Source organism: Streptomyces sp. ISL-66 (assembly GCF_018614135.1).
In the GTDB taxonomy this organism is placed as follows: domain Bacteria; phylum Actinomycetota; class Actinomycetes; order Streptomycetales; family Streptomycetaceae; genus Streptomyces.
The window spans coordinates 1-21796 of sequence record NZ_JAGGOW010000162.1; the positions used below are offsets into that span (position 1 = coordinate 1).

A 21796-nucleotide genomic window follows, 5' to 3' on the forward strand; every position below is an offset into this window, starting at 1 on the left:
ACTTCCGCGGAGCAGCACTAGGGTGTGTCCGGCGGATCATGCCGCGGTCGCGGGGGCTGGCATGCATATCTGCGATTTCCGGTGATGCCCACCTCGTACAGCCTGATCCGCCGGATTAACCCTAGCCGTGACCAGGGCGCACGTTGAGCCACGTGAGAGTGACGCCACGTGCGGGTGATGATGGGCGGCTACTCCAGCAGACCGAACTGCGGGGGCGGTCCATGGCCTGGGGGGTGGTTGTGGGATGAATACCGTTAACGGGCGGGGGCAAGGGGGCACCCATAGGCCCGTGGCCGGCCCGGTGTGAGCGGGCGTGGCTCGCACCCGTGCAGACGAGGACGAAGGAGTACGGCAGATGACGAAGGCTCGCGACATCATGACGGCGGACGCGACGTGCGTCGGAGCGAACGAGACGGTGCTCGAAGCCGCGAAGAAGATGGCCCAGCTGAAGGTCGGTTCGCTGCCGATCTGCGGCACGGACGAGAAGCTCAAGGGTGTGCTCACCGACCGGGACATCGTCGTGAAGGTTCTCGCAGAGGGCAAGGACCCCAGCCAGGTCAAGGCGGGTGACCTGGCCCAGGGCAAGGCCGTCACCATCGGCGCGGACGACGACGCCGCGGAGATTTTGCGCACGATGGGTGAGCATCAGGTGCGCCGGCTGCCCGTCATCGACGGACACACGCTGGTGGGTATCGTCGCCCTGGCCGACGTGGCCCGCGCCCTGCCGGACACCAAGGTCGGCGACCTGCTCGAGGCGATCTCGCAGAACTGACCGGCCCGCACAGGCGCACTGCGGAGCGCCACATCCTCGACCAACCAAGGGCGGACCCCTCTGGCCTTTCGCCGTGGCTTTCCCGCGGCCCGGCGGGTAAGGCTGCAGGTTCGAAGCGGTAGTGAAGGAGGCCAACCCAAGTGGTCCCCGCCCTTCGAGCCGATGCTCGCCCAGGCCGCCGTACCCGTCTCAGAGGCCGTTGTCTTTCCGAGAGCGATGGATGCGTTCTGCTGGTCAGGCATGGGGCGGGGCTTCAGGTGGCAGGGACGAGATGTCGTGTCGTCTCTTCGGTGGAGGTGCCGGATGCCGTCGGTGATGGGATTGCTGGAGGAGCGTGAACGAGCCGCTCGGCAGCGGGTGGACGCCCTTCAGGCCGACTTGCGGGAGGCCGAGGCTGAGTGGGAGCGGTTCGTGATCGCCCGTGAGGCGGTGGCCGAGGTCCTGGCGGAACCGCGCGGTGTGGAAGGGCCACCGGACGAGGTGGTCGGCGAGCGGCCAGCGCGGGTTGTGTGTGCGGTGCCCGGTTCGGTGGTGCCGGTGTGGCGCGAAGACCTCTCCGTTGCGGTGCTGTCGCCGGACTACCAGCAGCTCATGAACGCTCTCGCGGGTGGGAGTGGGGTGGATGCCGTGGCGATGGACTGTCGGGAACTCGCGGTGGCGGTAGGGCTGGAGCCTGTGCCCGCGAAGGTGGAGGGCGTGCGGTCGAAGGTCAAGCGCCTGGCCGCGCGGGGCTGGCTGATGGAGAAGCGTCCGGGAGTGTTCAGTGCCGTCGCCGGGCGAGGCGGCGGCTCATGACCATACTCATCGACCACAGGATCATCACCTCGGCGCTGTCGGTGCGGGCTTCGTAGTCGCGGGCCAGGCGGCGCGAGCGCATCAACCACGCGAACGTTCGCTCCACCAGCCATCTTTTCGGCAGGACGACGAAGCCGGTGGTGTCGTCGCTGCGTTTGACCACCGTCAGCGCGATCCGCAGCACGCTGCGGGCGAAGTCGACGAGCTGACCTGTGTAGCCGCCGTCCGCCCAGACCCGCGTGATGCGCCAGTGCCGCTCGCGCAGCCGGGCCAGCAGTGTCTGTCCCGCCTCCCGGTCATTGACGGACGCCGCCGTGACCACGGCGGCCAGCAGGAGACCGAGGGTATCCACCACGATGTGGCGCTTGCGGCCGTTGACCTTCTTGCCGCCGTCGAAGCCCCTGGTCGCGGCCGGCACCGAGGCAGCCGCCTTCACCGACTGGGCGTCGATGATGCCCGCCGTCGGCTCCCGGTCGCGTCCGGCCGCTTCACGAATCCGGTCCCGCAGCCGATCGTGGAACTCGACCGTCCAACCTTTGTCGCGCCAGCGTCGGAAGAAGGCGTAGACGCGGTCCCACGCGGGGAAGTCCGCGGGCATCGACCGCCACGTGATACCGCCCGCGACCAGGTAGCGGACCGCGTCGACCATCTGCCGGTGGCAATAGCCCTCCGGCTGCCCGCCCCGGCCCTCCAGCGAGCCCGGAACCGGCAGAACGCCACGGACCTCGGCCCATTCCGCATCCGTCATGTCCGACGGATATCGGGGCTCCCGGCTCGGACGATCGCCCGCATTCCCGTACATGTGCGCGAGGCAGTCACACGACCGGGAAGACGAGTTGGACGACGTGGTGGACAGCACGAAAGACTGCAGCACCAGGGCCTCCTGACGCTCGGATGGATTCGACACCCACGAGCTGTTCGGGAGGCCCTGCCTTCATGCCCAGACCACTGGAAGATCACCCGGCCGGGCAACCACACTCGAACTCACGCCCACCCTGATCGATAGAGCAACGGCTACTCAGGCTCCGGCGTCCTGGCGAGCGGCTGCGGCGGAACCGAAGTACGACGGTTCTCCAGAGACCACGAAGGTGTCTCAGTAGCGCTCGCAACAGCGGGCGGCTCGTGCCGGTTATCGGTTAGATGTGGCCCGTGTTGACCGGTGGTCTTGGCGCCGCTTTCGCTGATGTCACTGCCTGACGTCAGGGCGTCAGGCGAAGCGTGGTCGGGCTAGCTGTAGCGCACTCTGGCTTTATGGGCGCGTTTGTGGAGTTGATGCGACCGACTGCTGTGACGGTGCTGCCGCAGTCCTGATATGTCGGACGGGCAGAGCGCGACTCATCGGCATCGTGGGCACGATCCGGCGGCCTACCGCCGCGGTGGTCGCGCTGGGCGGGGCGGGGCAGGGGCAGTCGGGAACATGGTTGCCGGCTACAACCTGGGAATGCTGCACATAGTGGCCGGTGACGCGAACCGCGCGCAGGTGGTCTGGGAGAAGGCCGCGGCGCTCGGCGATCCGGACGCCATGCTGGGCCTCGTCAAGCAGGCCCTCGACCGTGGCGATGTGGTCGGTGTCGAGCGCTGGGCGCCGGTGATCCTCGCGCAGGACGAGGCGTTTCCGATCACTGCACTGGGCGTGGCCTTCCGGGACTGCGGTGACCTGGCGCGGGCCATGCCGGCGTTCCTGCGCGCCGAGGAACTGGGCGACGGACATGCGATGGAGTACCGGCCCGGATCCTGGCTGCCCGGGGGCAGCACGACGAGGCTGACACGCTGCGAGCACGTGCGGCGACGGCCGAGCGGATGCTCTGAGGCGTAGAAGCGCGGCGAGCCAGCTCCAGCATTAATCCGCACGGCTGCCCGTCACCGAGCCGCCCGCCAGGGAAGCCACCCACACCCAGCTGCTGATGGCCGACTGACCAGGTTGCAGCTCGACGTCTCGGCCGGGCGCTGGGAGGGCCTGGACGACAGGATCGAGGCGATGTTCCGGCAGCATGCCGTTGGGCGAGGGATTGCGCAGGCAGTCGCGGTGGGCGGCGACGCAGGTCTCCACGGCTCGGCCGAGGCCTTGCCACAGATGGAACCGGTCGGCGACCTGTAAAGCGTCGGGGGCTCCGCGGCGCGCCCCTCGGCGTAGGCGCCCGCTCGGTCCCCGGCAGATGACCTCCACGCCGGGGTGATGGATCAGCCATGCGGCCAGCGGCCCGGCTTCACGGGTTGGGAGTACGTCGATCACGCGATGGTCTTCGACTCTGGTCAACATCGTGGAGTAGGTCTGGCCGCGACGGATCGCGAAGTCGTCCACACCCAGCACCCGCGGCGTACTGAACCCCGGATCGGGCAATGCCATGACCCTGCGCAACAAGGTCATCCGTCCGGCGCCGAAGCCCAGCTGGGCAGCCAGCCGAGCTCCGGCCGGCCCGGCCAGCGCGAGCCCCACTCGCTCCAGGGCGTGGTTGAACCGCATGGTGAACCGTGCGTGCGGGGCAGCCAGCCGGGAGAACGGCTCGGCGAATGTCCGGCGCGGGCAGTCCGCCGTTCCGCAGATGAAGCGCCGGACGGTCAGCCGGATCACGAAGGCCTGTTCAGCGAGCGGAAGGTCCTTCAGCCGGCGCTGGTATCGGTCGTGGACTCGGTCCGAGAAGCGGCCACAGCCCGGACATGCAGAGCCAGCCGCGCGGCCTCTCGCCACCACCTCGACCGTGCCGAACGCGGCCGTGACCGCCTCGACATCCACATCGTCGACCTCGGCGAACACCAGCGAGTCCCAGAACGGTGCATCGGTCTGCACGACCAGCACCGTGACCGCCCACAACCGACCGCAGCAACGGCCGGCCGACACCTGAGGGTGCGTCAATTCTGATCGTCGGACGACACGGCGTACGCGGTCTCACGTGAACCGTCTCCTCTCAATCGAACATCGAGGTAACGCTCCGCGACGACCCCCAAGATCTGTGCCAGAACCCTACCTTCAGTGGGTATGGGTAGGATTGAATAACTGCAACGTGGTTGCATTCACGGTGAGTTGACACTGCGCGCGTATTTCGTCATGAGGCAGAGGGAGCAGTTAATGAGCGGAGCGTCCCCGACCCCGTCGGGATCCGGAGTGCCTCCCATGGTCCCTCCTCCGCCAGACCGGCCGGCGACATCGTCTCCCGATCCCGGCGGGCCCGACGGGCATCCGCGATCCGGACCGTCAGGTCGCCGCATTGCCGAATGGGCGGCGTTGATTTCCGCGGTGACCGGGGTTCTCGGACTGCTGCTGGGGTTCTTCGGCCTGCCCGCGATCGTGAACTCGCCCACTGCCAGGACCGTCCGGGAGACCGTCACCGTAACTGCGACACCTCCGCCCTCGAGCCGGGGGCCGGCCGACACCCAGTCGCCTGCGGCCACTGTCGAACCCATTCGCAAGACGAACATCCACATGACCGTCCGGTACTACCTGTCCTTCTCCCTGGATCCCGTCACACCCCGCGAAGGGGAGGGAGACTTCAACTTCTTCGCTCTCGGGGACGGGGAGATCAACTCGACCGGAGGCACAGTGGTGCGCCTGGACCCGGGCCAACAGGGCTCGCTGGATGTCTGCGCCTCTGACACCCGATACGTCAGGAGGCTAGAGGTCGCCGAGCTGACTCCAGGGACCCAGCTCTGTGTCGTCAACAAGGCCAACGTGGGACTCATCGAGATCCGGGCACTGCCTGACCCCAAGGCTCCCAGCTCCTACCTCACCTTCGACGCCACGATCTGGCGTCAGGCGATCCGCGCCGAAGGAAGTCACTAGCCGCTCCACGAGTCCCACAGGGCTGGCCCGTCACACACCGGGGCCGTCACCCGTTCGGGTGCGGATAGGTGCCGTCCGGAGCCAGCGGGGCAGAGGCTGAGCCCATGTCCGCCAAGCTGATCGTCTACCCGCCCGACGAGCAGGGCTGGCGCCAGGTCCGCTACGACGGCACCGCCATCGGCGTCGCGCACCGCCCCGCCGACATCCGCGGCTTCCTCGCCGAGGCCGGGCTCGAGAACGCCGAGGGCGCGGACCCCACCGACCCCGACCTCGTGGAGTGGAGAGGCGCCGGACCCGAGGAGTGGGAACCGTCCATGTGAGCAACTGACCGCGCCGTCTCGCTAGACGCGGGACAGCCCACCGGCACCGAGACCCGAGAGGTCTCGTGCGCGCTGCGCCCGTTCCTCGATCAGCCGGCGAAAGCCCGCCACGGCGTACCGCTCGCCGGTGGCCGAGCCGCGCCCGCGGATGCCCGCGACGTCCGTGGTGATCAATGCCTTCTCCTCCCGCCCGGGGCCCTCGGGGCCCCATCTTTGCGCGGCGTTCCCCCGGACGGGTGCGAGGCTCGCTGACGCTCCGGCACCAACCCAGTCAGCTGAGACGTTGATCGACGCTTGGCCAGCGAGCCCGGAAAGTTGGCAGGCAGGTGAGAGGCCGTTGTCTTTCCGGTCGTGACCGTTGAGTTTCTGCTGGTCAGGAGTGGACTCTGCATCGGCGTGGAAGCGTTGGGGCGTCGGGTTGTTTCTCAGGTCAGCTGGAGGCGAAGGAGTCGGCCGCGCGGGAGGCGGTCGAGCGCAGCTGCCCCGTTACGCCCGCATCCAACCACCCGCGCCATCGCGGGCTGCGGCAGGTCAGGCGCTGGACAGCGAACCGTACGCCGGTCCGCGGATGGTCGGAGCGGGCTGCCCCTCCAGCAATCTCCGGTTCCGCACCGGGGCGACCCCAGGCGCCCCGGCGGTCGGCATCCTGACTCCGAAGGACACCGTGCGGACCGGGGCTGCCGACGGGCCTCGGGACGATGTCGGTGTCTGTGGCACCGCCGCCCGAATCAACGAGTCGATGACCTTCTGGTCGGTGACTTCGTAGAGGCGGCACAGGTCCGCACATCACGTCACGGGGTTTGATGACGCGGCGGCCGTTCTCCAAGTGACTGATCTTGGGCTGGAAGATCAACAGCTGCTCTGCCACTTGCGTACTCGTCAGGCCACTGGCCAGACGGAGCCGGCGCAGCTCCGCGCCCAGCCGGCGTCTTGTGACGGTGGGGTTTGCGTTCACCGCCACGGGTGGTCTACCTCCGGCTCGGACCACCTACCAGCCGCACAAATGCCACGGCCGGCCGCGGGGCGAACGCATTCGCCGTGCAGAAATGATCAACGAGTGTTTCTGCACGGCGTCACCCGGCGCGAGCCGGGCTCACCCAGGTAGCCCTCCAGGGGCAGTCGGCTGTGCGGCCCCCTACCCGCAGGAGGACTGCTCCCTGCGGGTAAGGCAATGACTGGCCGCCCTACGGCGAGCCGCCCGGGGCCGGGGGTGCGACGGCGTGCATTCTGGCGGTGTATTCCCTCAGCATCCCGAGGCGCGGGTCAGCTGAGCGTGGGCTCCGGACTGTCGTCTTCCGGTGCCCACGCCGTGCCCGCCCCCGGCCGTCCGCCCACGCCCGCTCACCGGCACGGAGCAGGGCAACCACCTCTCGTTTTCCCGGCGCTCGCCGGAGGCGGAGCAGGCGGGCCTGCCGGTCGGCGGTGGGCGGGACGTGACAGAGCCCGGCCGGGGTGACTGGAACCGGCCGGGCTCTGCGTGCGTGGGGTGCTGTTCTGCTTAGAGCTCTTCGTCGCGCAGGTCGCGCTCTTCGTGGAGCGGGGTGTCCTCGCGGCGCCGCTTGGTCTCCTCGGGGCTCTTGCCGCGGGACGGCTGGCCCGGCTGCTGGGGGTGGACCGGGTCCTGGCCGGGTCGCTGCGGGCGCTGCTGCTCTTCGCGGCCCTTGCCCGGCTCCTGGCGCTTGTCCTGCGTACCGCCCATGACGGCGACTCCTCTTGATGCGGGGGGTTGAGGATTTCCTCGTTCTCACGCTCACACGGATGGTTACGATTCGCACCATTTCCGCTACGGATCGTGGCGCATGGGTGATGTTACGAAGGGGTGCGGCTGCGTCGGAATGCGGACCGTGCCGGAGGTGGCCGAGGATGAGCGAGATTCCCCGCCCGCCTGTTGTCAGGAGTGCATCGCCATGCTGGAGCGCAAGCCGCGTAAGGACCGCACCGAGGTCACTTTCGTCCTGCCCGCCGACACCCCGCCCGGCCCGGTCAGCGTGGTGGGCGACTTCAACGACTGGCAGCCCGGCACCCACACGCTCACGCCACGCGGCGACGGCACCCGGGCGGTCACCGTCGCCCTGCCCGGCAAGAGCGAGCACTCCTTCCGCTACCTCGCGGCCGGCGACTACTGGTTCGGTGAGGAGAGCGCAGACAGCCACGACGGCCTCAACAGCCGCGTACGCACCTGAAATGGCCCAACCGGCGTGACCCGGGGAAGCGGCAGGCGTTGAGAGCGGCGACACGTGCCCCCGGTCCTTTGCTCCCCCCGGGCCGGAATCCGTGTGACGGCCCCCTGCCCCGCCCCTCGGCGGCAGGGGCCGTCGTTCCCGGGCCCCGCCTTCACGGCGTCGGTTCATGACGGAACGGTCACGTACCGCCACATCGGCCACCCCGGTTCGTTGGACCCGGGCATGGAGCCAAAAACCGTTTCGCCACCCGAGCGAGCCGGATTCGCCCGGCTGGCCGAGCAGTTCTGGCAGGTGTCCGACGCGCCGATCTACGACGCCGTCGAGCGCCAGTGGCTCGCCGAGGGCCGAGAGGTGCCCCGCCGTCCGGACCTGGCGTGGGACGGCCGACCCCCGGTGAACACCGGAGACCTGTTCCACCGTGCCTGAACCCATCCTCACTGCGGCGTGTACAGCCGCTCGCGCAGGTACAGCAGGGCCGCGGTGTCCGCGACGGCGGCCAAAGTGGCCAGCAGCGTGCGGATGCGGGCGTCATCGCCCTCACGGACCGCCCGCACGATGTCCTCGATCGCTTCGCGGGCGCGGGGCTCCATACCCGCCGGACCTGCCGCGGAGGGGCCATGTCTGACCGGGCCGCCACCCCGGCACTCCTTGGGGAACCCGTGCGCTGCCGTCATGTCATCCCCCAACGGATCGCAGTAGTCGCAAGTCACCACTGCCATGAAACGGCAGGCCACGCGCTACGATCACGCCCGGCCCGCCGACGGTATCGAGAGGCTTGGCGGGGCCTGCACGGGGGTCAGGCCGCCTGCCAGTACCCCTCGGCCTCGGCGCGGCTCAGACGAAAAGAGCCCGGGCTCAGTCCTCTTTCCCCGCCAGGACACGATCAGCCGCATAGTGCGGGCAAGACAGAACATGCCACGTCACCGTCAGGCGACACCCGGCCGCAACCGCGACCGTACGCGCCTGGCCATCGGTCGGGCCCGCCGCGCAGTACGGGCACACGACGGTCTCTGCCCTGAACTCAGCCGTCACCCTCCCAATCCTGCCGCGCCGGCGCGGCCCGTGACGAGAGGGCCGCGCCGGTCACCGCCTGGTGCACCACTGGCCAACTGGCCATTAACGCGGCCCAGGAAGGCGGCGATGTCGGACGGCTTGTGGAGCGACACCGATGGCCGTTCCGTCCCAGCGGACGCGCCTCCAGCCGTTCTCCCGTGCCGCAGCTGCCGCTCGGCCACCAGCTACGGAGTCGCCGGCAGCGGCTTGAGAGCCGCGTGATTCCGCGCCGCCCGCTCCGCAATGACTTCGCGGTGCGTCTTGTGGATCTGGGCCCGCCTCTGAGGCACCTACGCGGGGAGCTCCACGCTCCGCTGGGCCTGGTCCTCGCTCTCCCCGCCCAGAGTGATCGCCTCGACGTGCTGGCGGGGCACCGTGGGGTGTCCCTCGCGCTCGAAGTACTGGATGGCGGCGGAGTAGTGCATGGCCCACTTGTCGGCCTGGCTGGGGGATCTTGAACTTCGGCGTGCAGCTTGTGGGCGTGCTCTTGAAGCGCGCCCGCGCCGCGGCCGCCGCGATCCGGGCCCGGGTGGCCGAGATGGTCGAGGTCGCCCTGGCGGCCGCAGGTGTCGCCGAGATCGTGTTGGTGATGAACCGCGACGGCCTCGTGCGCACGGCTGCTTCTCGTGCCGGCACCAGCGCTGACCTGCAGGGCTGGGGTGCCCTTCCGTCCTGCCCCCTACGCTGGTTTTCCTTCTGTTCGCGGTGGGCGCCTGGAGTCGGCGCGTGCGTCACCCGGCGCGTCTATCGCGGGAGGAGGGCGTGGATGGTCTTGCCGCATTCGGGGCCCGGTGTGATGGTCACGCTGTGGGCGAGGCTGCGGATCATGTGCCAACCGAAGCCGCCAGTGCCGCCGTTCAGGTCGGGCTCGCGCTCGCGTGGCAGTGCGGGGCTGGGATCGCTGACCGCGATGCTGACGCCATCGCGGTCGGCACTCAGCTCGAGAGTGTAGTAGCCGCCGCCGTGGCGAAGTGCGTTGGTGGCGAGCTCCGACACCACGAGAGCGAGCGTGTCCGCGGTATCGGGGCGGGGTGCGGGTTCGAGATTTTCGGCGAAGTGGCGCGCGATGTCGCGGGCACGGCGGATACCGGCCTTGCTGTCGTCCTTGATCACGAGTGGCGCGGCGGTTGACGTGCTGTTCATGTCGTTCATGCGCGAACACCCCACTTGTCTGTCGGGACCGTCGAGCAATGCTTGTGCCCGCTCTACCTTTCTTCACACACAGTGACCGTGCCGTCGCGTGCAAGCGGGCGGCCAGGCAGTGAACCTGCGGTGCGGGATCCGTCCGCGCCCGCAGGCCCCTGAACATTCGCCGACGGCTTCGCCTTCGGGCAGCAGGATGCGGGGCAAGCTGACCAGAGCCGGGCCTTCCCACCATGGCCCAGGCATCTGAATGCTTGGCTGGAGTCAGAGACGGGCGGGGAGGGGCGGCTCCCCGCCTACGGGAAGCACGCGTCAAGGTTGTGATTCGTCGGTTTTCGGTCCTGCCTCAATGGAAGCTTGTGCGAGGTGTGGTCATGGCTGGGTGAGGTGGCTGATGTCCTGGGGGTCCAGGCCGGCGAGATGGACGATGCGAGGGGCGGGGATACCGGCTGTCAACGCGCGCTGGACGAGGGCTTCCCAGCCTTCGGTGGTGTGCTTGAACTCAAGAAGCTCGTTCTCCACGTCCGTTACCGATGCGGGTGCACACTCCTGATGTACGCGTGTGGCTTCCTCTTCGCTCAAAGGTACGGGCAGGCGCTCGGCACCTTCGGGGATGAACATCTCGGACCCTGCGGGCAGGATCCTGACCTGTTCCGAGGATGCGGAGACCCCGTGGGCCTGCAGCCATCCGTGTACGGCGGGAGTGCGCGCGCATTCTAGGGCCCCGACCGAGGCGAGGGCCGCTCCGAGCCGGGGGTGCCGGTCGGGAAGCAGGAACAGATGTGCGTCATCGGCCATTGCGGGGGACTGCTTTCTCTATGGGACTTCGGGGGGCTACTGAGGTCAGCGCAGCCTGGGGGCGGCGACGGCGACGGCCGGGCAGTTCCACTGCTCTGCCCCGCGCCGAATGTGGGTCAGTGTTCGCGGCCGTGCCAGTCGAGGCACACGACCATGGCGTCGTCTTCGGACTGGGAGGGGCCCCGGTGTCCGGTGAGTTCTTGAAGGATGGCACGGGGGACTTGGGAGGGTGGCAGGAGACGGGTGTTCGTGGCGGCGCGGGCGAGTGCGTTCTGGATATAACGCTCGCCTTGGGGCGAGGCAACGTTGTAGACGCCGTCGCTGACGAACAGGAGCCTGTCGCCGGGGAGGACCTGCAGGTGCTGAGGGGTGTAGATGGTTTCCTCGAACATACCCAGCGGCAGCTGGGCTTCCAGTTCGATGGGCTCCACGACGCCGTCCCGGATCCGCCAGATCTTTGGGGAGCCGGCGTCGATGACTTCCACCTGCCCGGTGGAGAGGTTGAAGCGCAGCAGGAGTACGGACAGGTGTACCGCACCGTGGTGCTGGCCGTAGATGGCCTGGTCGGCGAGGCATGCCTGGTCTTCCAGGCTCAGTCCGGCCCGCCGTGCGTTGCGCAGGGCGTTGATGGCGAGGTTGGTCAGCAGCGCCGCTTCGATTCCCTCGCCCATGCCGTTGCTGACGGTGAGGGTCAGGTGGTCGGCCGAGGTCGACCAGTCGAAGTTGTCGCCGTAGATGGCGTAGGCGGGTTCGAGCTGGGCGCCGAGGTCGTACTCGGGGCGGGAGCAGGAGCGGCCGGGTAGGAGCTGCCACTGCATTTCGGCGGCGAGGGTGAGCCGGTCGGCGCGTCGGGCCTGGAGGTAGAGGTCGGTATCGCGTTCGGCGACGACAATCTCGTGGCCGAGCACCTCGGAGACGTCCTGCAGCTCTCGTATGACGTCGGGCGTTCCTGTCTCCTCGGGCAGGGTGACGCACAGCACGCCGAGGCGGTCGCCGCGCACGGTGACCGGCAGGTGTGCCGTGACAGTCGGCGGGTGGGAGGAGGTGCGGATATACGCCTCTTGCGCTCCGAAGGCCCTGCCCGGGGCGCTGTTGTGGACGGAGACGGGCTCCGCGGTGTGCGGGAGAGCCGCGACCGGCTGGAGTATGGTCATGGCGTAGTCGGCCATCAGCAGGTCCACCGAGGTTGCCTGGTAGTGCTTCATCAAGACGTGACGGACCGCGTCGAGGAGCTCATGGGGGGCGGCCGTGCGCAGGGCGCGTTCAGCAGCCGAAAATCTGTCCACCGTATGCGATCGCTTTCTCGAAGAGCGGTAATAAGGGGAACAGGACGCGCTTCGGGTCCTGGGGCTGGCAAAGCCAGATTCGGAGTGTCAGAGTATGGGCGTGAAACCCACCGCCTCCCGTAGAGAACCACATGACGCGGCCGAGGCGGCGCGAGAGGTTGTCGAGCTCCTGGAGATCCTGTGGGAGCGAGGCCGCGAGGCCGCCTCCCCAGGACCCGTGTCACCTTCGCAACTGAGGGTCATGTACATCCTGGACCGCGACGAAGGCATCAACCTCCGCACCCTCGGTGAGGTGATGGGGGCAACATCCTCCTCGGTGAGCCGTCTGTGTGACCGCCTTCAAGCGCTCGGCTACGTCAGACGAACCCCGAGCCCTGTCAGCCGCAGGGAGCTGGAGCTGAAACTCACCAGCCGGGGCAGGTCCCACCTGTACGAGCTTCGCGCTCTGCGTGAAGAGTCGCTTCTTGCCGTCATATCCGCGATGCCGCCTGCGGCGCGCCATGCGCTGGTCGAGGGACTCGAAGGCTTCAGGGAGACGGTCGGCGAGTCCGATCTCCTTCATCCGCAAACGCGCGACGTTACGCAGTCGGCCTGACTCGGCCGTCACGACCGGGGAAAACTCCCACCGCAGCGACGTCCGCCTCATCGCACCCCTCTTTGTCTGGGTCCGGACGCAAGGGGCGCCGTGACAGGCATCCCTGAATACGGGAGCCGAGCGAAGAATGTTACGCACCGTACACAGTTGTCAAATGGAAAGAGTCCACTCCCGCACCCTGGAACGGGGAGACTCGGTTCAGTCTCGTGACAGGTTGAGCAATCTCCCGGTATGCCCCGATTTGTCGCTGACGACGCTGCGAGACTCGTGGAAGCCCAGGGTTCCTTCACGTCCTGCGACTCGCTAACATTTGTCGGACGACAATAATCATCGGGTGTAGGCGGCGCTCCTCCTACGGTGCAGTCGGGGGCACGCTGCCGCCGGGTGGAAGCCGTGGCGTGGCAAGTGAAGGGCATTCTGCGTGAGTATCAGCGAGACCGTAGTGCGTGAGCGAGTGAGCGGGGCGCTGGCCCAGCACGCCGACAAGATCGCAGACCGGTGGGTTCAGCTGCAGTCACCGCAGAGCGAAACCGGCTCATCCCTCACCGAGACCGAGCTGCGGGAAGAAGCAGATTCCCTGGTGGCCGCCCTCGCCTCCAGCCTGGCGACCGGCCTGCCCGTGGACCGGGTGGTGATCTCGTATCCCGCGCTGAGGCAGGCGGTAATCGACCTGTCGCTGCGCAGAGCTCGTCGTGGGGCGTCGCCGACCGACACCTCTCTGGCGGTGCTGGCGCTGAAGGAAGCCTTGCTGGAATCCATACAGGAGACCGTCGACAACAGCGACGAACTCCTCTCCGCCGCACTGCTCGTCAACCGGCTCCTCGACGCTGCCGGCGCTCTGTCGTTCGACACCTACGTCCAGGGCAGGGAAGAGATCATCCGCCGACAGAGCCGGCAACTCCTTGACCTCTCCACACCAGTGGTGCGCCTGTGGCGGCACGTGCTGGCGGTGCCGCTGATCGGCACCCTCGACACCGCCAGGACACAGGTCATCATGGAGAACCTGCTCCAGGCGATTCAGGAACATGAGGCGCTGGTCGCCATCATCGACATCACGGCCGTTCCCACCGTGGACACCGCTGTCGCCCAGCACCTGATGCAAACGGTCAACGCCGTGCGGCTCATGGGCGCGGACTGTGTGATCAGCGGTATCCGACCGCCGATCGCGATGACTATCGCCCAGCTCGGCATCGACCTCTCCACCATCCTCACCCGGGCCACCCTCGCCGACGCCCTGTCAGCCGCCATGCAGATCACCGAAGCGTCCTCGGGGCGCCCCACCGCGCTGGCGGCCCGATGAGCGTCGGACCGCAGGCCGGCGTCCCCATCCTGCGCCTGGGGGACGTGCTGATCACCGGACTGCTCAACGAACTCGACGACAAGGCCGCCCTGGCCTTCGCAGACGAACTCACCGAACGTATCGCCGCAGACGCGGCACGCGGTGTCCTCATCGACATTTCGCGCCTCGAAATCATCGACTCGTTCGTCGCCCGCACCCTGATGGAACTCACCACCATGGCGCGCCTCCTCGGAGCGCGGGTGATTGTGGCCGGTATGAGGCCACCCGTGGCGATCACCCTTGCCGAACTCGGCCTGAAACTGACGGGCGTGGAAACCGCCCTCAACGCGGAGGCCGGCATGGCGTCCTTGGGCTGGCATCAAAACCTACAGCTCCCCGAAGGGGCGCGACGTGACGATTTCCGGTGACACCGCCACATCCCAGCACGCAGCCCCACAACCCCAGACCACCTCTGGCGAACCAGCCACGTGCGCGGTTCGTACCGAGGAGGACCTGCTCACAACTCGCCACGCCGTACGCGCGGCCGCCCTCGCCGTGGGATTCGGCATCATCGATCAGACGCGGGTGGTCACGGCGGCCAGCGAGCTCGCCCGTAATGCCTATATCCATGGCGGCGGTGGGACGCTCACCATCGAACACTTGGCGCAGCCGCGCGGCCGCGGACTGCGACTGACCATAAGGGACCAAGGCCCGGGTATTCCCGACCTGGAGCAAGCCCTCACCGACGGGTTTACCACCGGAGCAGGTCTGGGCCACGGTCTGGGCGGCGCCCGCCGCTTGATGGACGAGTTTGAAGTCTGCACGACACCCGGTGCGGGGACCACTGTGGCCATCACCCGATGGGCCACATCGTGACTTCTTCCGACCTTTCGACTCTTCAGATCCGCATCGACCACCACAGCGCCGTTCACCGGGCCGCCGAGGCGGCCCGCACCAGGGCCCGGCAGTGCGGGCTGCTGGGCTCCCTGCCGGATCGTGCCGCCGTTCTGGCCTCGGAGCTGGCCAGCAACCTCGACAAGCATGCGCGGGACGGCGCCATCCATCTGCAGCCGCTTGTGTTGGGACAGGGGCTGGAGATCCTCGCCGTCGACCGGGGCCCCGGCATCCCTGACCTCGGCAAGGCCCTGACCGACGGATATACCACCACGGCCACGCTGGGCGCGGGCCTGGGAGCCATCCGGCGGATAGCGACCGACTTCACCATCCGCAGCCTCCCTGGAACCGGCACCGTGGCGTGCGCCCAACTCACCCCGCCGGGCGAGCGACCCAAAACATCCCAGGACATCGGATCGGCCTGCCTGGCCGTCGACACCGAAGAGCACTGCGGTGACGCCCGGGCCATCGCCGACACCGACACCGCCCGCACCGCCATCGTCGTGGACGGCCTCGGACACGGCCCCCGCGCCGCCGAGGCCGCACAGACAGCACTGCGGGCCTTCCACCGCGCACCTGACCAGCCCCTCCCGGTGCTGATCACCGCGCTGCACCGCGCCCTGCGCCGCACCCGCGGCGCAGCCGTCGGCATCATGCGACTGCATCAGGACCGTGCGCAGTACTGCGGCATCGGCAACGTTCGCGCGCTGGTCCTCTCGCACGACACCGTGCACCACCGCCTCACAGGACAGCCTGGCGTCGTCGGCTGGGACATACCCCCACCCCGGCAACACGTCATTCCCCTGTCCCCGGACGCCACAGCCGTCCTCCACTCAGACGGCATCGACGAGAGATGGGCGCACGCCCCCTCGCCCTTTCTTCACCAGCTGCCCCCAGCACTACTTGCCGCGGCCGTTGTCCACAACCACCGTCGCAACCGCGACGACGCCACCTTCCTCGCAGCAAGGGCCCAAAGACACCCCCATGCCTGATCACTACCGGGCACTCGCGCCACTGCGCCGGGCTGTCCGACAACTCGCCGTGGACCATCACCTGCCCACCGATCTCCGGGCCCGCTTGGTGCTATCCCTCAGTGCCGTGGCCCGCCACGAGCTCCAAGCCGGCCGGCCCCTCACCCTCGGAAGTGCCTATGTGCCAGGCCACGACGATGAACACACCGCTCTCCTCGCGATCACCCTCAGATCCCCCCAGTCCCCAGGCCCCCTGCCCCTGGCCGACCTGCCGTTGCCTGCTCAACCAATCTCCGACTACGCCGCCACGTGGCACGTCCCCGTCCCCGCGGCCGTACGGTGGAAGAACGCCACTGGCAGCCCGCCCGGCGACCGGGCACCGCACTTGACAGAAACCGACGCCATCGAGGAGGAACTGCGGGCCGCTCTCGCCTGCGCCGACGCCCTCGCCGCCGAGCACCGCCGCCTCAAACACGAACTCGCCGAGACCAACAGCGGAGTCCTGGCCCTCTACGTCCAGCTCGAAGAACGCGACGAGCAACTGCGCACAGCACACGGCCAAGTCCTACGGGAACTCGAAAACGCCCTGAGGCCGCGCCCCCTCACCATCGAGGGCCTCGAACTCGCTGTCCATTACGAACCAGCTGGCGCCGACACCCCCACCGGCGGAGACCTGTACGACTGGTTCCCGCTTCCTGACGGTACGGTTCACATCACCGTCGTCGACGCCGTCGGACACGGCGTTAAGAGCACCCGCTGCGCCGTCAATGTCACGCACGCCGTGCGCACGCTCGCACTCGAAGGGCATCCACTGCAGTCGATCGTCGCGCGGACCGACGAAATCCTGATGGCGTTCGACCGTAAGCTGATGGCGACCGTCCTCCTCGCACGACTCAACCCCGCAACAGGCGAACTCCTCCTCGCCAACGGCAGTCACCCGCCGGCACTCCTCGTACGAACGGATGGCACGGCCGAATACCTGGAACTCCGTGGACGGGGCATCGGCTTCCCGATGGCCGGCAGCGAAAAGCTGCGACACGCCTTCCTGGGCCCGGGCGACTTGCTCGTCCTGTACACCGACGGCCTCACTGAAAGCCGCAGAGACACCATGGAAGGCGAAGCCCGACTCCTGGCTTCGGCCCGCCGACTCCTGAAGATGCCCACAGCCGAACTGCCCTCAGCCATCGCCAAAGAGATGCACACCGTCATACTCCACTCCGACGACACCCTCGCCCTCGCCATCCGTATCGCGCCGACAGGCAGCGAAGCGGACCGGGCCGGTCATCGAGACCAGGGCCGGATCCGGGTTCACAGCAGCGCCCGGGACGACGGATGACGGTCGAATGCCATGTCCCCCTCGCGTTCCAACGGACCGCCTATTTGCCGCTGGCCGCAGCGTCGGGAGACCCAGCTCGGTCAGATCACCGCCGAGGCTCTTGCAAATCTGCGGTTTGTTGTCACTGGGGGAGCGGGGATGTGTCACTGACCGCGGTGTGTCATTTGCACTGGTGACGGGCTTGAACGGTTCTGGTGGTGCCAGGTTGCCGCGGATTTAGCGGTGACAAGTTGTGACGATTTTGCTGGACAGCCTGGTGCAGATTCCTAGACTGCTGGCCGGGCTGGGAGCCGGCGGTCGAGCTCGGCAGCGGCGGGGTTCGTCGCCCGGGGGCTTTACCCAATGAGGTCGCCTGGTGTCCGGGGAATGCGGATTGCGGTGTCACCGGGCTGCGGATCGGGGCTTCATAGGGGGAGACCGCTGACAGACACGGTCGTACAGGATGGCCGGGTAGGCGGGAGGCGGTATGCGCGGGAGCCGCATGCCGGAAGATCATGGTCTTGGACCGGTGGTGCCGCCGGTGTTGGCGCGTCGGCAGGCGGTGTCGCGGCTGCTGGTGCTGGAGGCGCGGGGTGAGCTCCGTACGGACCATGCCCGGCTGGTGGCGGCCGGGGCAGGGGTGTCGTTGCGGACGGTGTGGCGGTGGCTGGCCACAGCCCGGGAGGAGGGCCGTACGGGGGCACGGGAGCGGGCGCGGTTCACGATCACGCCGGAGGTTCATGCGCGTCTGGCGCGGTGGTGCGGGAACGCGGCGGCGGTGCAGCGGGAGTTGCTGGCCGAGGCGGACGCCGCAGCGGGTACAGAGACGGATGCTGCGCGCCGGTTGGCGGGTGTGCCGTCGTTGGCGACCTTGCACCGGACGGTCCGAAGGGATCTGAATCCGGGGCAGAGGGCGGCGCTGTCGGGCGGGGAACGGGCGAGGCGACGGAGCGATGTCCACCTGCGCCGGCCCCAGACGTGGCGCAACGCGTGCTGGGACGGCGACCACAAGCACGTCCCGGTCGAGGTCGACCTGGACGGCGAGTTGGTCTTCCCGTGGGTGACCTGGTTCATCGACTGCACCACGAACGCGATCACCGGAGCCGCGGTCACCCCGCACCAGCCGTCCCGGGACGCGATCCTGGCCGCGCTCAGGATCGCTCTGTCCCGGGATGGCGACGGCCCGTACGGGCCGATCGGCGGCCTGCCGCGCTGGTACGGATCGACCGCGGGCAGGACTTCCTCTCCCGCACCGTCACCTCAGCCCTCGCGACGTTCGCCGTCCCGGTCTACCCGGTGGCGGCCTACCAGCCGCACCTGAAGGGCACGGTGGAGAACCTCAACCGGTGCGCGCAGCGCATGCTGTTCGCCTCACTGCCCCGCTACGCCCACCAGCCCACGGACACGCCGCGTCCCCGGACCGGTCCAAGGACACGACCCGGCCGCTGTCGTTCACCGCGTTCGTCGAGATCCTGCTGGACTGGGTGGCCTGGTGGAACACCGAGCACACCTCGCAGGCGCTGGACGGCCGGACGCCGCTGGCCGCATGGCAGAGCGACCCGACACGGCTCCAGGAAGCCGATCCCGCCCTACTGTGAGCGTTCACGCTGGAGGGCGACGGCCGCATACGTGCGCTCACCACCAGCGGGGTGCGCTGGCGCAGTCGCTACTACGTCGGCGACTGGATGACCGGACTGGCCGGTGCCGGGCTACGAGTACGCGTACGTCATGTTCCGCACCACGACCACGAGATCGAGGTCTTCGACGGGGTCACGGACGCCTACCTGGGACCGGCCCATCTGGCGGACGCGGCCACCCCGGAGCAGCGCGCCGCGCTGCGCCGAACCCGGGCCGCGGACGCCTGACGCGCGCTCTGACGGCGGCGAGCCGACGCCGCCGAGAGCGCTACGCGGCGGTCACGCGGGCCGAGCAGCCGAAGCGCCTGGGGTCGGTCACCGAGGTGGAGGCGGGTCTGGAACTGGCGGCCGGGGACCGCGGGGACCTGGCGGAGCTCGCGTTGCCGGACCTCGTCCCGCCAGCCGCGCCTCCGTCTCACTGGCGGACCCCGCCCTCCCTCGCAGCACGTACCCGGCCGCCGCCCCGGCCCGCGTCCGACGACGAGCCGTCCTCCGGTGAACGGGAAGACGGTGTTCTCCCGGGTGTGAGAGACCAGAGGCCTGGCGGTGGTGTCCGGTGACCGCGCCGACCTATCAGTACGTTGATCTGCCCGGTGCTTCCATCGTGTCGACGAAGAACTGACCTACGACGGGCTGCGGGCCACCGAGGCCAAGGGCAACAAGGGCGGGCGCCGACCCGCCGTCCCCGCCGCGAAGACCGACGCCGTACGCACCGCGTACCTGGAAGGCCGGTCCATCGCCGCCCTCGCCCGCGACCACGACATCAGCCGCGGCGCCATCCGCGCCGCCGTCGCCGACCTCCTGCCCGAGTACACAGCCGCCGACCCGGGAACCCTGGCCCCGGAACTGCCGGTCGTCCTCGACATGCCGGGCAAGGTCGCCGACTTCCTCCGCACCGCCGACCTTGAGCCCGCCGAGCAGACCGCGCTGGGCCAGGGCTACACGCTGCGCGTCACTGCCGTGCCCGCAGTCCACCGCCAGCTCCTCGCCCGCTGCCAGCCCCTCGACGGCACCCCGGGGAGCACGGCGGTCCCGGCCCAGCGCAAGGCCCGCCGCGAGTACGCGAACCGGGTCAGCGCCCTCGCGGGCGACACCCCGTAGCGAGTCATCCGGGCTCCAAGATCATCCCGTGGCGGGTTTCTGGGCGTATCTGGGTCATGCCCCTCCCTGGGTATGTGCGCTCGCCGGGGACCTTCGCCCCGGTGGCTTCGGTTCAGCCTCAGCAGTCGCAGCCGGGGCGGGGATCGGGTCGGCCCGGGACCAGCCCAGGATGGCGTTGCGGATGCCTCGGCCGCGTGGCCCAGCTGATCAGCGGCTGTTGTCCGGGTCGTAGACGCTGAGGTCGCCGTAGGCAGACAGAACGCGGGCCAGGTCACCGGGTTTGTGCCGCAGGGTGGTGTCCAAGAAGGCGAGAGTGGTTGCTGCGACGACGTGGGGGCTCTCGGTTCGGCCCAGGGAGCCGACGATCGAGGGCATAGGCGGCAGGTACAGGGGGCCGTCCATGAAGGTGAGGTGTGCGGCGCCGGGGATGGTGAGCCGGTAGCTCGTCGCGGTGCTGAGCTTGAGGGCCTCGGTGAGGCGGGGTATGTAGTGCGGGTCGGTTCCGGGGGTGATGGCCTGGGTGAGCGCGAGTGTCGGCTGGTGGAGGGACGGGGAGGTGGGGCCGTGGGGGTAGCCGTCCAGATCGATGACGGCGTCGAACCGGTGGTCCTGCCGGGCTGCCTGCAGAGCGGCGGCGCCACCCATGGAATGGCCGGTGACCGCGACCCGACTGGTGTCCAGGCGTCCGGTCAGCGGGCCGGTCATTGCACCCCGGTCCAGATGGTCCAGCTGGGTGAGGGCGAAGCTGAGGTCGGCGGCCCGAACCGCCGTCCAGTCAACCGCCAGACTGTCGTCCTTGTCCCGGTCTCCGGTGGAGGCGATCTCGGTGTGGATCGTTCGGCCGTCGGCGAGGACGACGGCGGCGGAGTCGTAGGGGTGGTCGAGGGCGGCGACCACATAGCCGTGGCTGGCCAGTTCCTCCGCCCAGGCGGTGTTTTGGGTACGCACTCCGCCCGACCCGGGAGAGAACAGCACGACCGGGAACCGTTCGCCCCCGCCGGCCACCGGGGCGTTGAAGACCGAATGGGTGTGGGCACGCGGGACGCCGTCGACCAGGAAGCCAGGCAAGCCGACTTGGCGGGCGAGGGCATCGGAAACGGTGCGAGCCTCGTGCTCCGTGCGTCCGAGGTACTGGGCCGGCTGCGCGCCTGCGGGGCTCTTTTGCGCGGGATACCAGAACTGGACCACGACCGTCCGCCGGTCGTGCGGATCGGCGGTGAAACTCTCGGGGCGGCGTGGGTCGGTCCATTGCACCACGCCGGTGCCGACCGCGAAACGGCCGGACGGCTCGGGGAACACGGGTACAGGAAAGGCCCATGCGGCCACCGGACCCGTGGCAATCAGGCCGACGCAGGCCACCGAGCCCGGCAACGCCAGCCACCATCGGGCCCGCCACGCCGGCCGGCCGGAACGGCGTCGCAGCAGGGGAGAGAAGGCGAACGGCAACGCGACGGCAGCGCCTGCCAGCACCGGCAGCATCTGCCAGCGGATCCCCACCACACTCAGCACGATCGCGGACGGTACGAGAACCGCCCCCGCCGCGATCGTGACGCGTGGGCGGACAGCGGGGGGAAGCCAGCGCGCTACCACCAGTGCGACGCCACCCAGCAAGGCAAGAAATTCCAGAGGGGACATGTACAGCCCCGCGATGATCTCGGTCACCCGGCCATCCTCGGCGCGGGGCACCCGATGCCACATCAGTCTCCGGTCGCGATCGGATGCGACCGGAGTCGCAATCTGAGGCATGTCCCCTGTGCGACCAGAGTCGCATCCAGGCATCTTGCCTGTGCAACCGGAGTCGCAATCGAGCACGCGAGGTGAAGGCCGCTTTGTGACCGCGGAAGGTAGCGGGGCTCCTCCTGCGGTCGTACCTAGG

General features: G+C 68.8%; 24 protein-coding genes and 2 pseudogenes. 15 read left to right on the top strand and 11 right to left on the bottom strand.

What is annotated here, in order from left to right:
- Positions 1-355 precede the first annotated feature (355 nt).
- A complete protein-coding gene (locus tag J7E97_RS29055; RefSeq protein ID WP_215033483.1) occupies positions 356-772 on the top strand; it encodes a CBS domain-containing protein in 417 nt (138 codons plus the stop codon).
- Positions 773-1075: 303 nt separating this feature from the next.
- Entirely contained in the window at positions 1076-1567 is a 492-nt protein-coding gene (locus J7E97_RS29060) for a hypothetical protein (RefSeq protein WP_215033486.1), read from the top strand.
- On the opposite strand, the gene J7E97_RS29065 is transcribed toward J7E97_RS29060, so the two are convergent.
- Positions 1533-2315: an IS5 family transposase gene (locus J7E97_RS29065; protein ID WP_251055333.1), complete on the bottom strand. Its 783-nt coding sequence runs from the start codon at positions 2313-2315 to the stop codon at positions 1533-1535. The two genes, J7E97_RS29060 and J7E97_RS29065, sit on opposite strands and share 35 nt — an antisense overlap.
- 669 nt (positions 2316-2984) lie before the next feature.
- On the opposite strand from J7E97_RS29065, the gene J7E97_RS29070 reads away from it, so the two are divergent.
- Positions 2985-3383 carry a M48 family metallopeptidase gene (locus J7E97_RS29070; RefSeq protein ID WP_215033489.1) on the top strand — a complete coding sequence of 133 codons (399 nt, stop codon included), beginning with the start codon at positions 2985-2987 and terminating at the stop codon, positions 3381-3383.
- 24 nt (positions 3384-3407) lie between these two features.
- Here J7E97_RS29070 and J7E97_RS29075 read toward each other — a convergent pair whose 3' ends face one another.
- Positions 3408-4355 (bottom strand): ISL3 family transposase, encoded by a 948-nt coding sequence (locus tag J7E97_RS29075; protein ID WP_308346837.1) that lies wholly within the window; start codon positions 4353-4355, stop codon positions 3408-3410.
- Between the two features lie 447 nt (positions 4356-4802).
- Here J7E97_RS29075 and J7E97_RS29080 point away from each other — a divergent pair, with 447 nt between their 5' ends.
- Both J7E97_RS29080 and J7E97_RS29085 read left to right on the top strand, forming a co-directional pair.
- Positions 4803-5345, top strand: a complete 543-nt coding sequence (locus J7E97_RS29080; RefSeq protein WP_215033492.1) for a ferrous iron transport protein A — start codon at positions 4803-4805, stop codon at positions 5343-5345.
- A gap of 104 nt (positions 5346-5449) precedes the next feature.
- Positions 5450-5665, top strand: a complete 216-nt coding sequence (locus J7E97_RS29085) for a hypothetical protein (RefSeq protein ID WP_215033495.1) — start codon at positions 5450-5452, stop codon at positions 5663-5665.
- Between the two features lie 21 nt (positions 5666-5686).
- Here J7E97_RS29085 and J7E97_RS29090 read toward each other — a convergent pair whose 3' ends face one another.
- From J7E97_RS29090 to J7E97_RS29100, 3 genes and pseudogenes are all read right to left on the bottom strand, one after another.
- Complete coding sequence (locus J7E97_RS29090; protein ID WP_215033589.1) at positions 5687-5839, bottom strand: hypothetical protein; 153 nt, start codon at positions 5837-5839, stop codon at positions 5687-5689.
- A gap of 543 nt (positions 5840-6382) precedes the next feature.
- Positions 6383-6626, bottom strand: a pseudogene (locus tag J7E97_RS36325) (helix-turn-helix domain-containing protein); the annotation flags it as partial.
- 537 nt (positions 6627-7163) lie between these two features.
- Positions 7164-7364: a hypothetical protein gene (locus tag J7E97_RS29100; protein ID WP_215033496.1), complete on the bottom strand. Its 201-nt coding sequence runs from the start codon at positions 7362-7364 to the stop codon at positions 7164-7166.
- Between the two features lie 208 nt (positions 7365-7572).
- On the opposite strand from J7E97_RS29100, the gene J7E97_RS29105 reads away from it, so the two are divergent.
- Positions 7573-7848, top strand: a complete 276-nt coding sequence (locus tag J7E97_RS29105; protein ID WP_215033499.1) for an isoamylase early set domain-containing protein — start codon at positions 7573-7575, stop codon at positions 7846-7848.
- A gap of 222 nt (positions 7849-8070) precedes the next feature.
- Complete coding sequence (locus J7E97_RS29110) at positions 8071-8274, top strand: hypothetical protein (RefSeq protein ID WP_215033502.1); 204 nt, start codon at positions 8071-8073, stop codon at positions 8272-8274.
- 8 nt (positions 8275-8282) lie between these two features.
- Here the strand turns inward: J7E97_RS29110 and J7E97_RS29115 are convergent, their stop codons facing one another.
- From J7E97_RS29115 to J7E97_RS29135, 5 genes are all read right to left on the bottom strand, one after another.
- Entirely contained in the window at positions 8283-8438 is a 156-nt protein-coding gene (locus tag J7E97_RS29115) for a hypothetical protein (RefSeq protein ID WP_215033505.1), read from the bottom strand.
- 753 nt (positions 8439-9191) lie between these two features.
- The gene (locus J7E97_RS36735; protein WP_285428834.1) at positions 9192-9326 is read right to left on the bottom strand and encodes a hypothetical protein; all 135 of its coding nucleotides are present in this window, start codon (positions 9324-9326) and stop codon (positions 9192-9194) included.
- Between the two features lie 319 nt (positions 9327-9645).
- On the bottom strand, positions 9646-10053 hold the full coding sequence (locus J7E97_RS29125; RefSeq protein WP_374224271.1) for an ATP-binding protein: 408 nt from the start codon (positions 10051-10053) through the stop codon (positions 9646-9648).
- 363 nt (positions 10054-10416) lie between these two features.
- Positions 10417-10842, bottom strand: coding sequence for a DUF6003 family protein (locus tag J7E97_RS29130; RefSeq protein ID WP_215033508.1), 426 nt, complete (start codon positions 10840-10842; stop codon positions 10417-10419).
- A gap of 116 nt (positions 10843-10958) precedes the next feature.
- Positions 10959-12128 (bottom strand): PP2C family protein-serine/threonine phosphatase, encoded by a 1170-nt coding sequence (locus J7E97_RS29135; RefSeq protein WP_215033511.1) that lies wholly within the window; start codon positions 12126-12128, stop codon positions 10959-10961.
- A 94-nt stretch (positions 12129-12222) separates the two neighbouring features.
- Here J7E97_RS29135 and J7E97_RS29140 point away from each other — a divergent pair, with 94 nt between their 5' ends.
- The 8 genes and pseudogenes from J7E97_RS29140 (at position 12223) to J7E97_RS36330 (ending at position 19920) form a co-directional block, all read left to right on the top strand.
- The gene (locus J7E97_RS29140) at positions 12223-12723 is read left to right on the top strand and encodes a MarR family winged helix-turn-helix transcriptional regulator (protein WP_215033514.1); all 501 of its coding nucleotides are present in this window, start codon (positions 12223-12225) and stop codon (positions 12721-12723) included.
- Between the two features lie 421 nt (positions 12724-13144).
- The gene (locus J7E97_RS29145) at positions 13145-14023 is read left to right on the top strand and encodes an STAS domain-containing protein (RefSeq protein WP_215033517.1); all 879 of its coding nucleotides are present in this window, start codon (positions 13145-13147) and stop codon (positions 14021-14023) included.
- Complete coding sequence (locus J7E97_RS29150; RefSeq protein WP_215033520.1) at positions 14020-14430, top strand: STAS domain-containing protein; 411 nt, start codon at positions 14020-14022, stop codon at positions 14428-14430. The genes J7E97_RS29145 and J7E97_RS29150 overlap by 4 nt, the downstream gene beginning before the upstream one ends.
- The gene (locus J7E97_RS29155) at positions 14414-14878 is read left to right on the top strand and encodes an ATP-binding protein (RefSeq protein ID WP_374224272.1); all 465 of its coding nucleotides are present in this window, start codon (positions 14414-14416) and stop codon (positions 14876-14878) included. Before J7E97_RS29150 ends, J7E97_RS29155 begins: the two co-directional genes overlap by 17 nt.
- The gene (locus J7E97_RS29160; protein ID WP_308346838.1) at positions 14875-15888 is read left to right on the top strand and encodes a SpoIIE family protein phosphatase; all 1014 of its coding nucleotides are present in this window, start codon (positions 14875-14877) and stop codon (positions 15886-15888) included. Before J7E97_RS29155 ends, J7E97_RS29160 begins: the two co-directional genes overlap by 4 nt.
- Complete coding sequence (locus J7E97_RS29165; RefSeq protein ID WP_215033526.1) at positions 15881-17203, top strand: PP2C family protein-serine/threonine phosphatase; 1323 nt, start codon at positions 15881-15883, stop codon at positions 17201-17203. Before J7E97_RS29160 ends, J7E97_RS29165 begins: the two co-directional genes overlap by 8 nt.
- 541 nt (positions 17204-17744) lie before the next feature.
- A pseudogene (locus J7E97_RS37125) lies at positions 17745-19283 on the top strand (Mu transposase C-terminal domain-containing protein); the annotation flags it as partial.
- Between the two features lie 400 nt (positions 19284-19683).
- A complete protein-coding gene (locus J7E97_RS36330) occupies positions 19684-19920 on the top strand; it encodes a hypothetical protein (RefSeq protein WP_251055334.1) in 237 nt (78 codons plus the stop codon).
- 207 nt (positions 19921-20127) lie between these two features.
- Here J7E97_RS36330 and J7E97_RS29190 read toward each other — a convergent pair whose 3' ends face one another.
- Positions 20128-21618 (bottom strand): dienelactone hydrolase family protein, encoded by a 1491-nt coding sequence (locus tag J7E97_RS29190; protein ID WP_215033586.1) that lies wholly within the window; start codon positions 21616-21618, stop codon positions 20128-20130.
- Between the last annotated feature and the right edge of the window lie 178 nt (positions 21619-21796).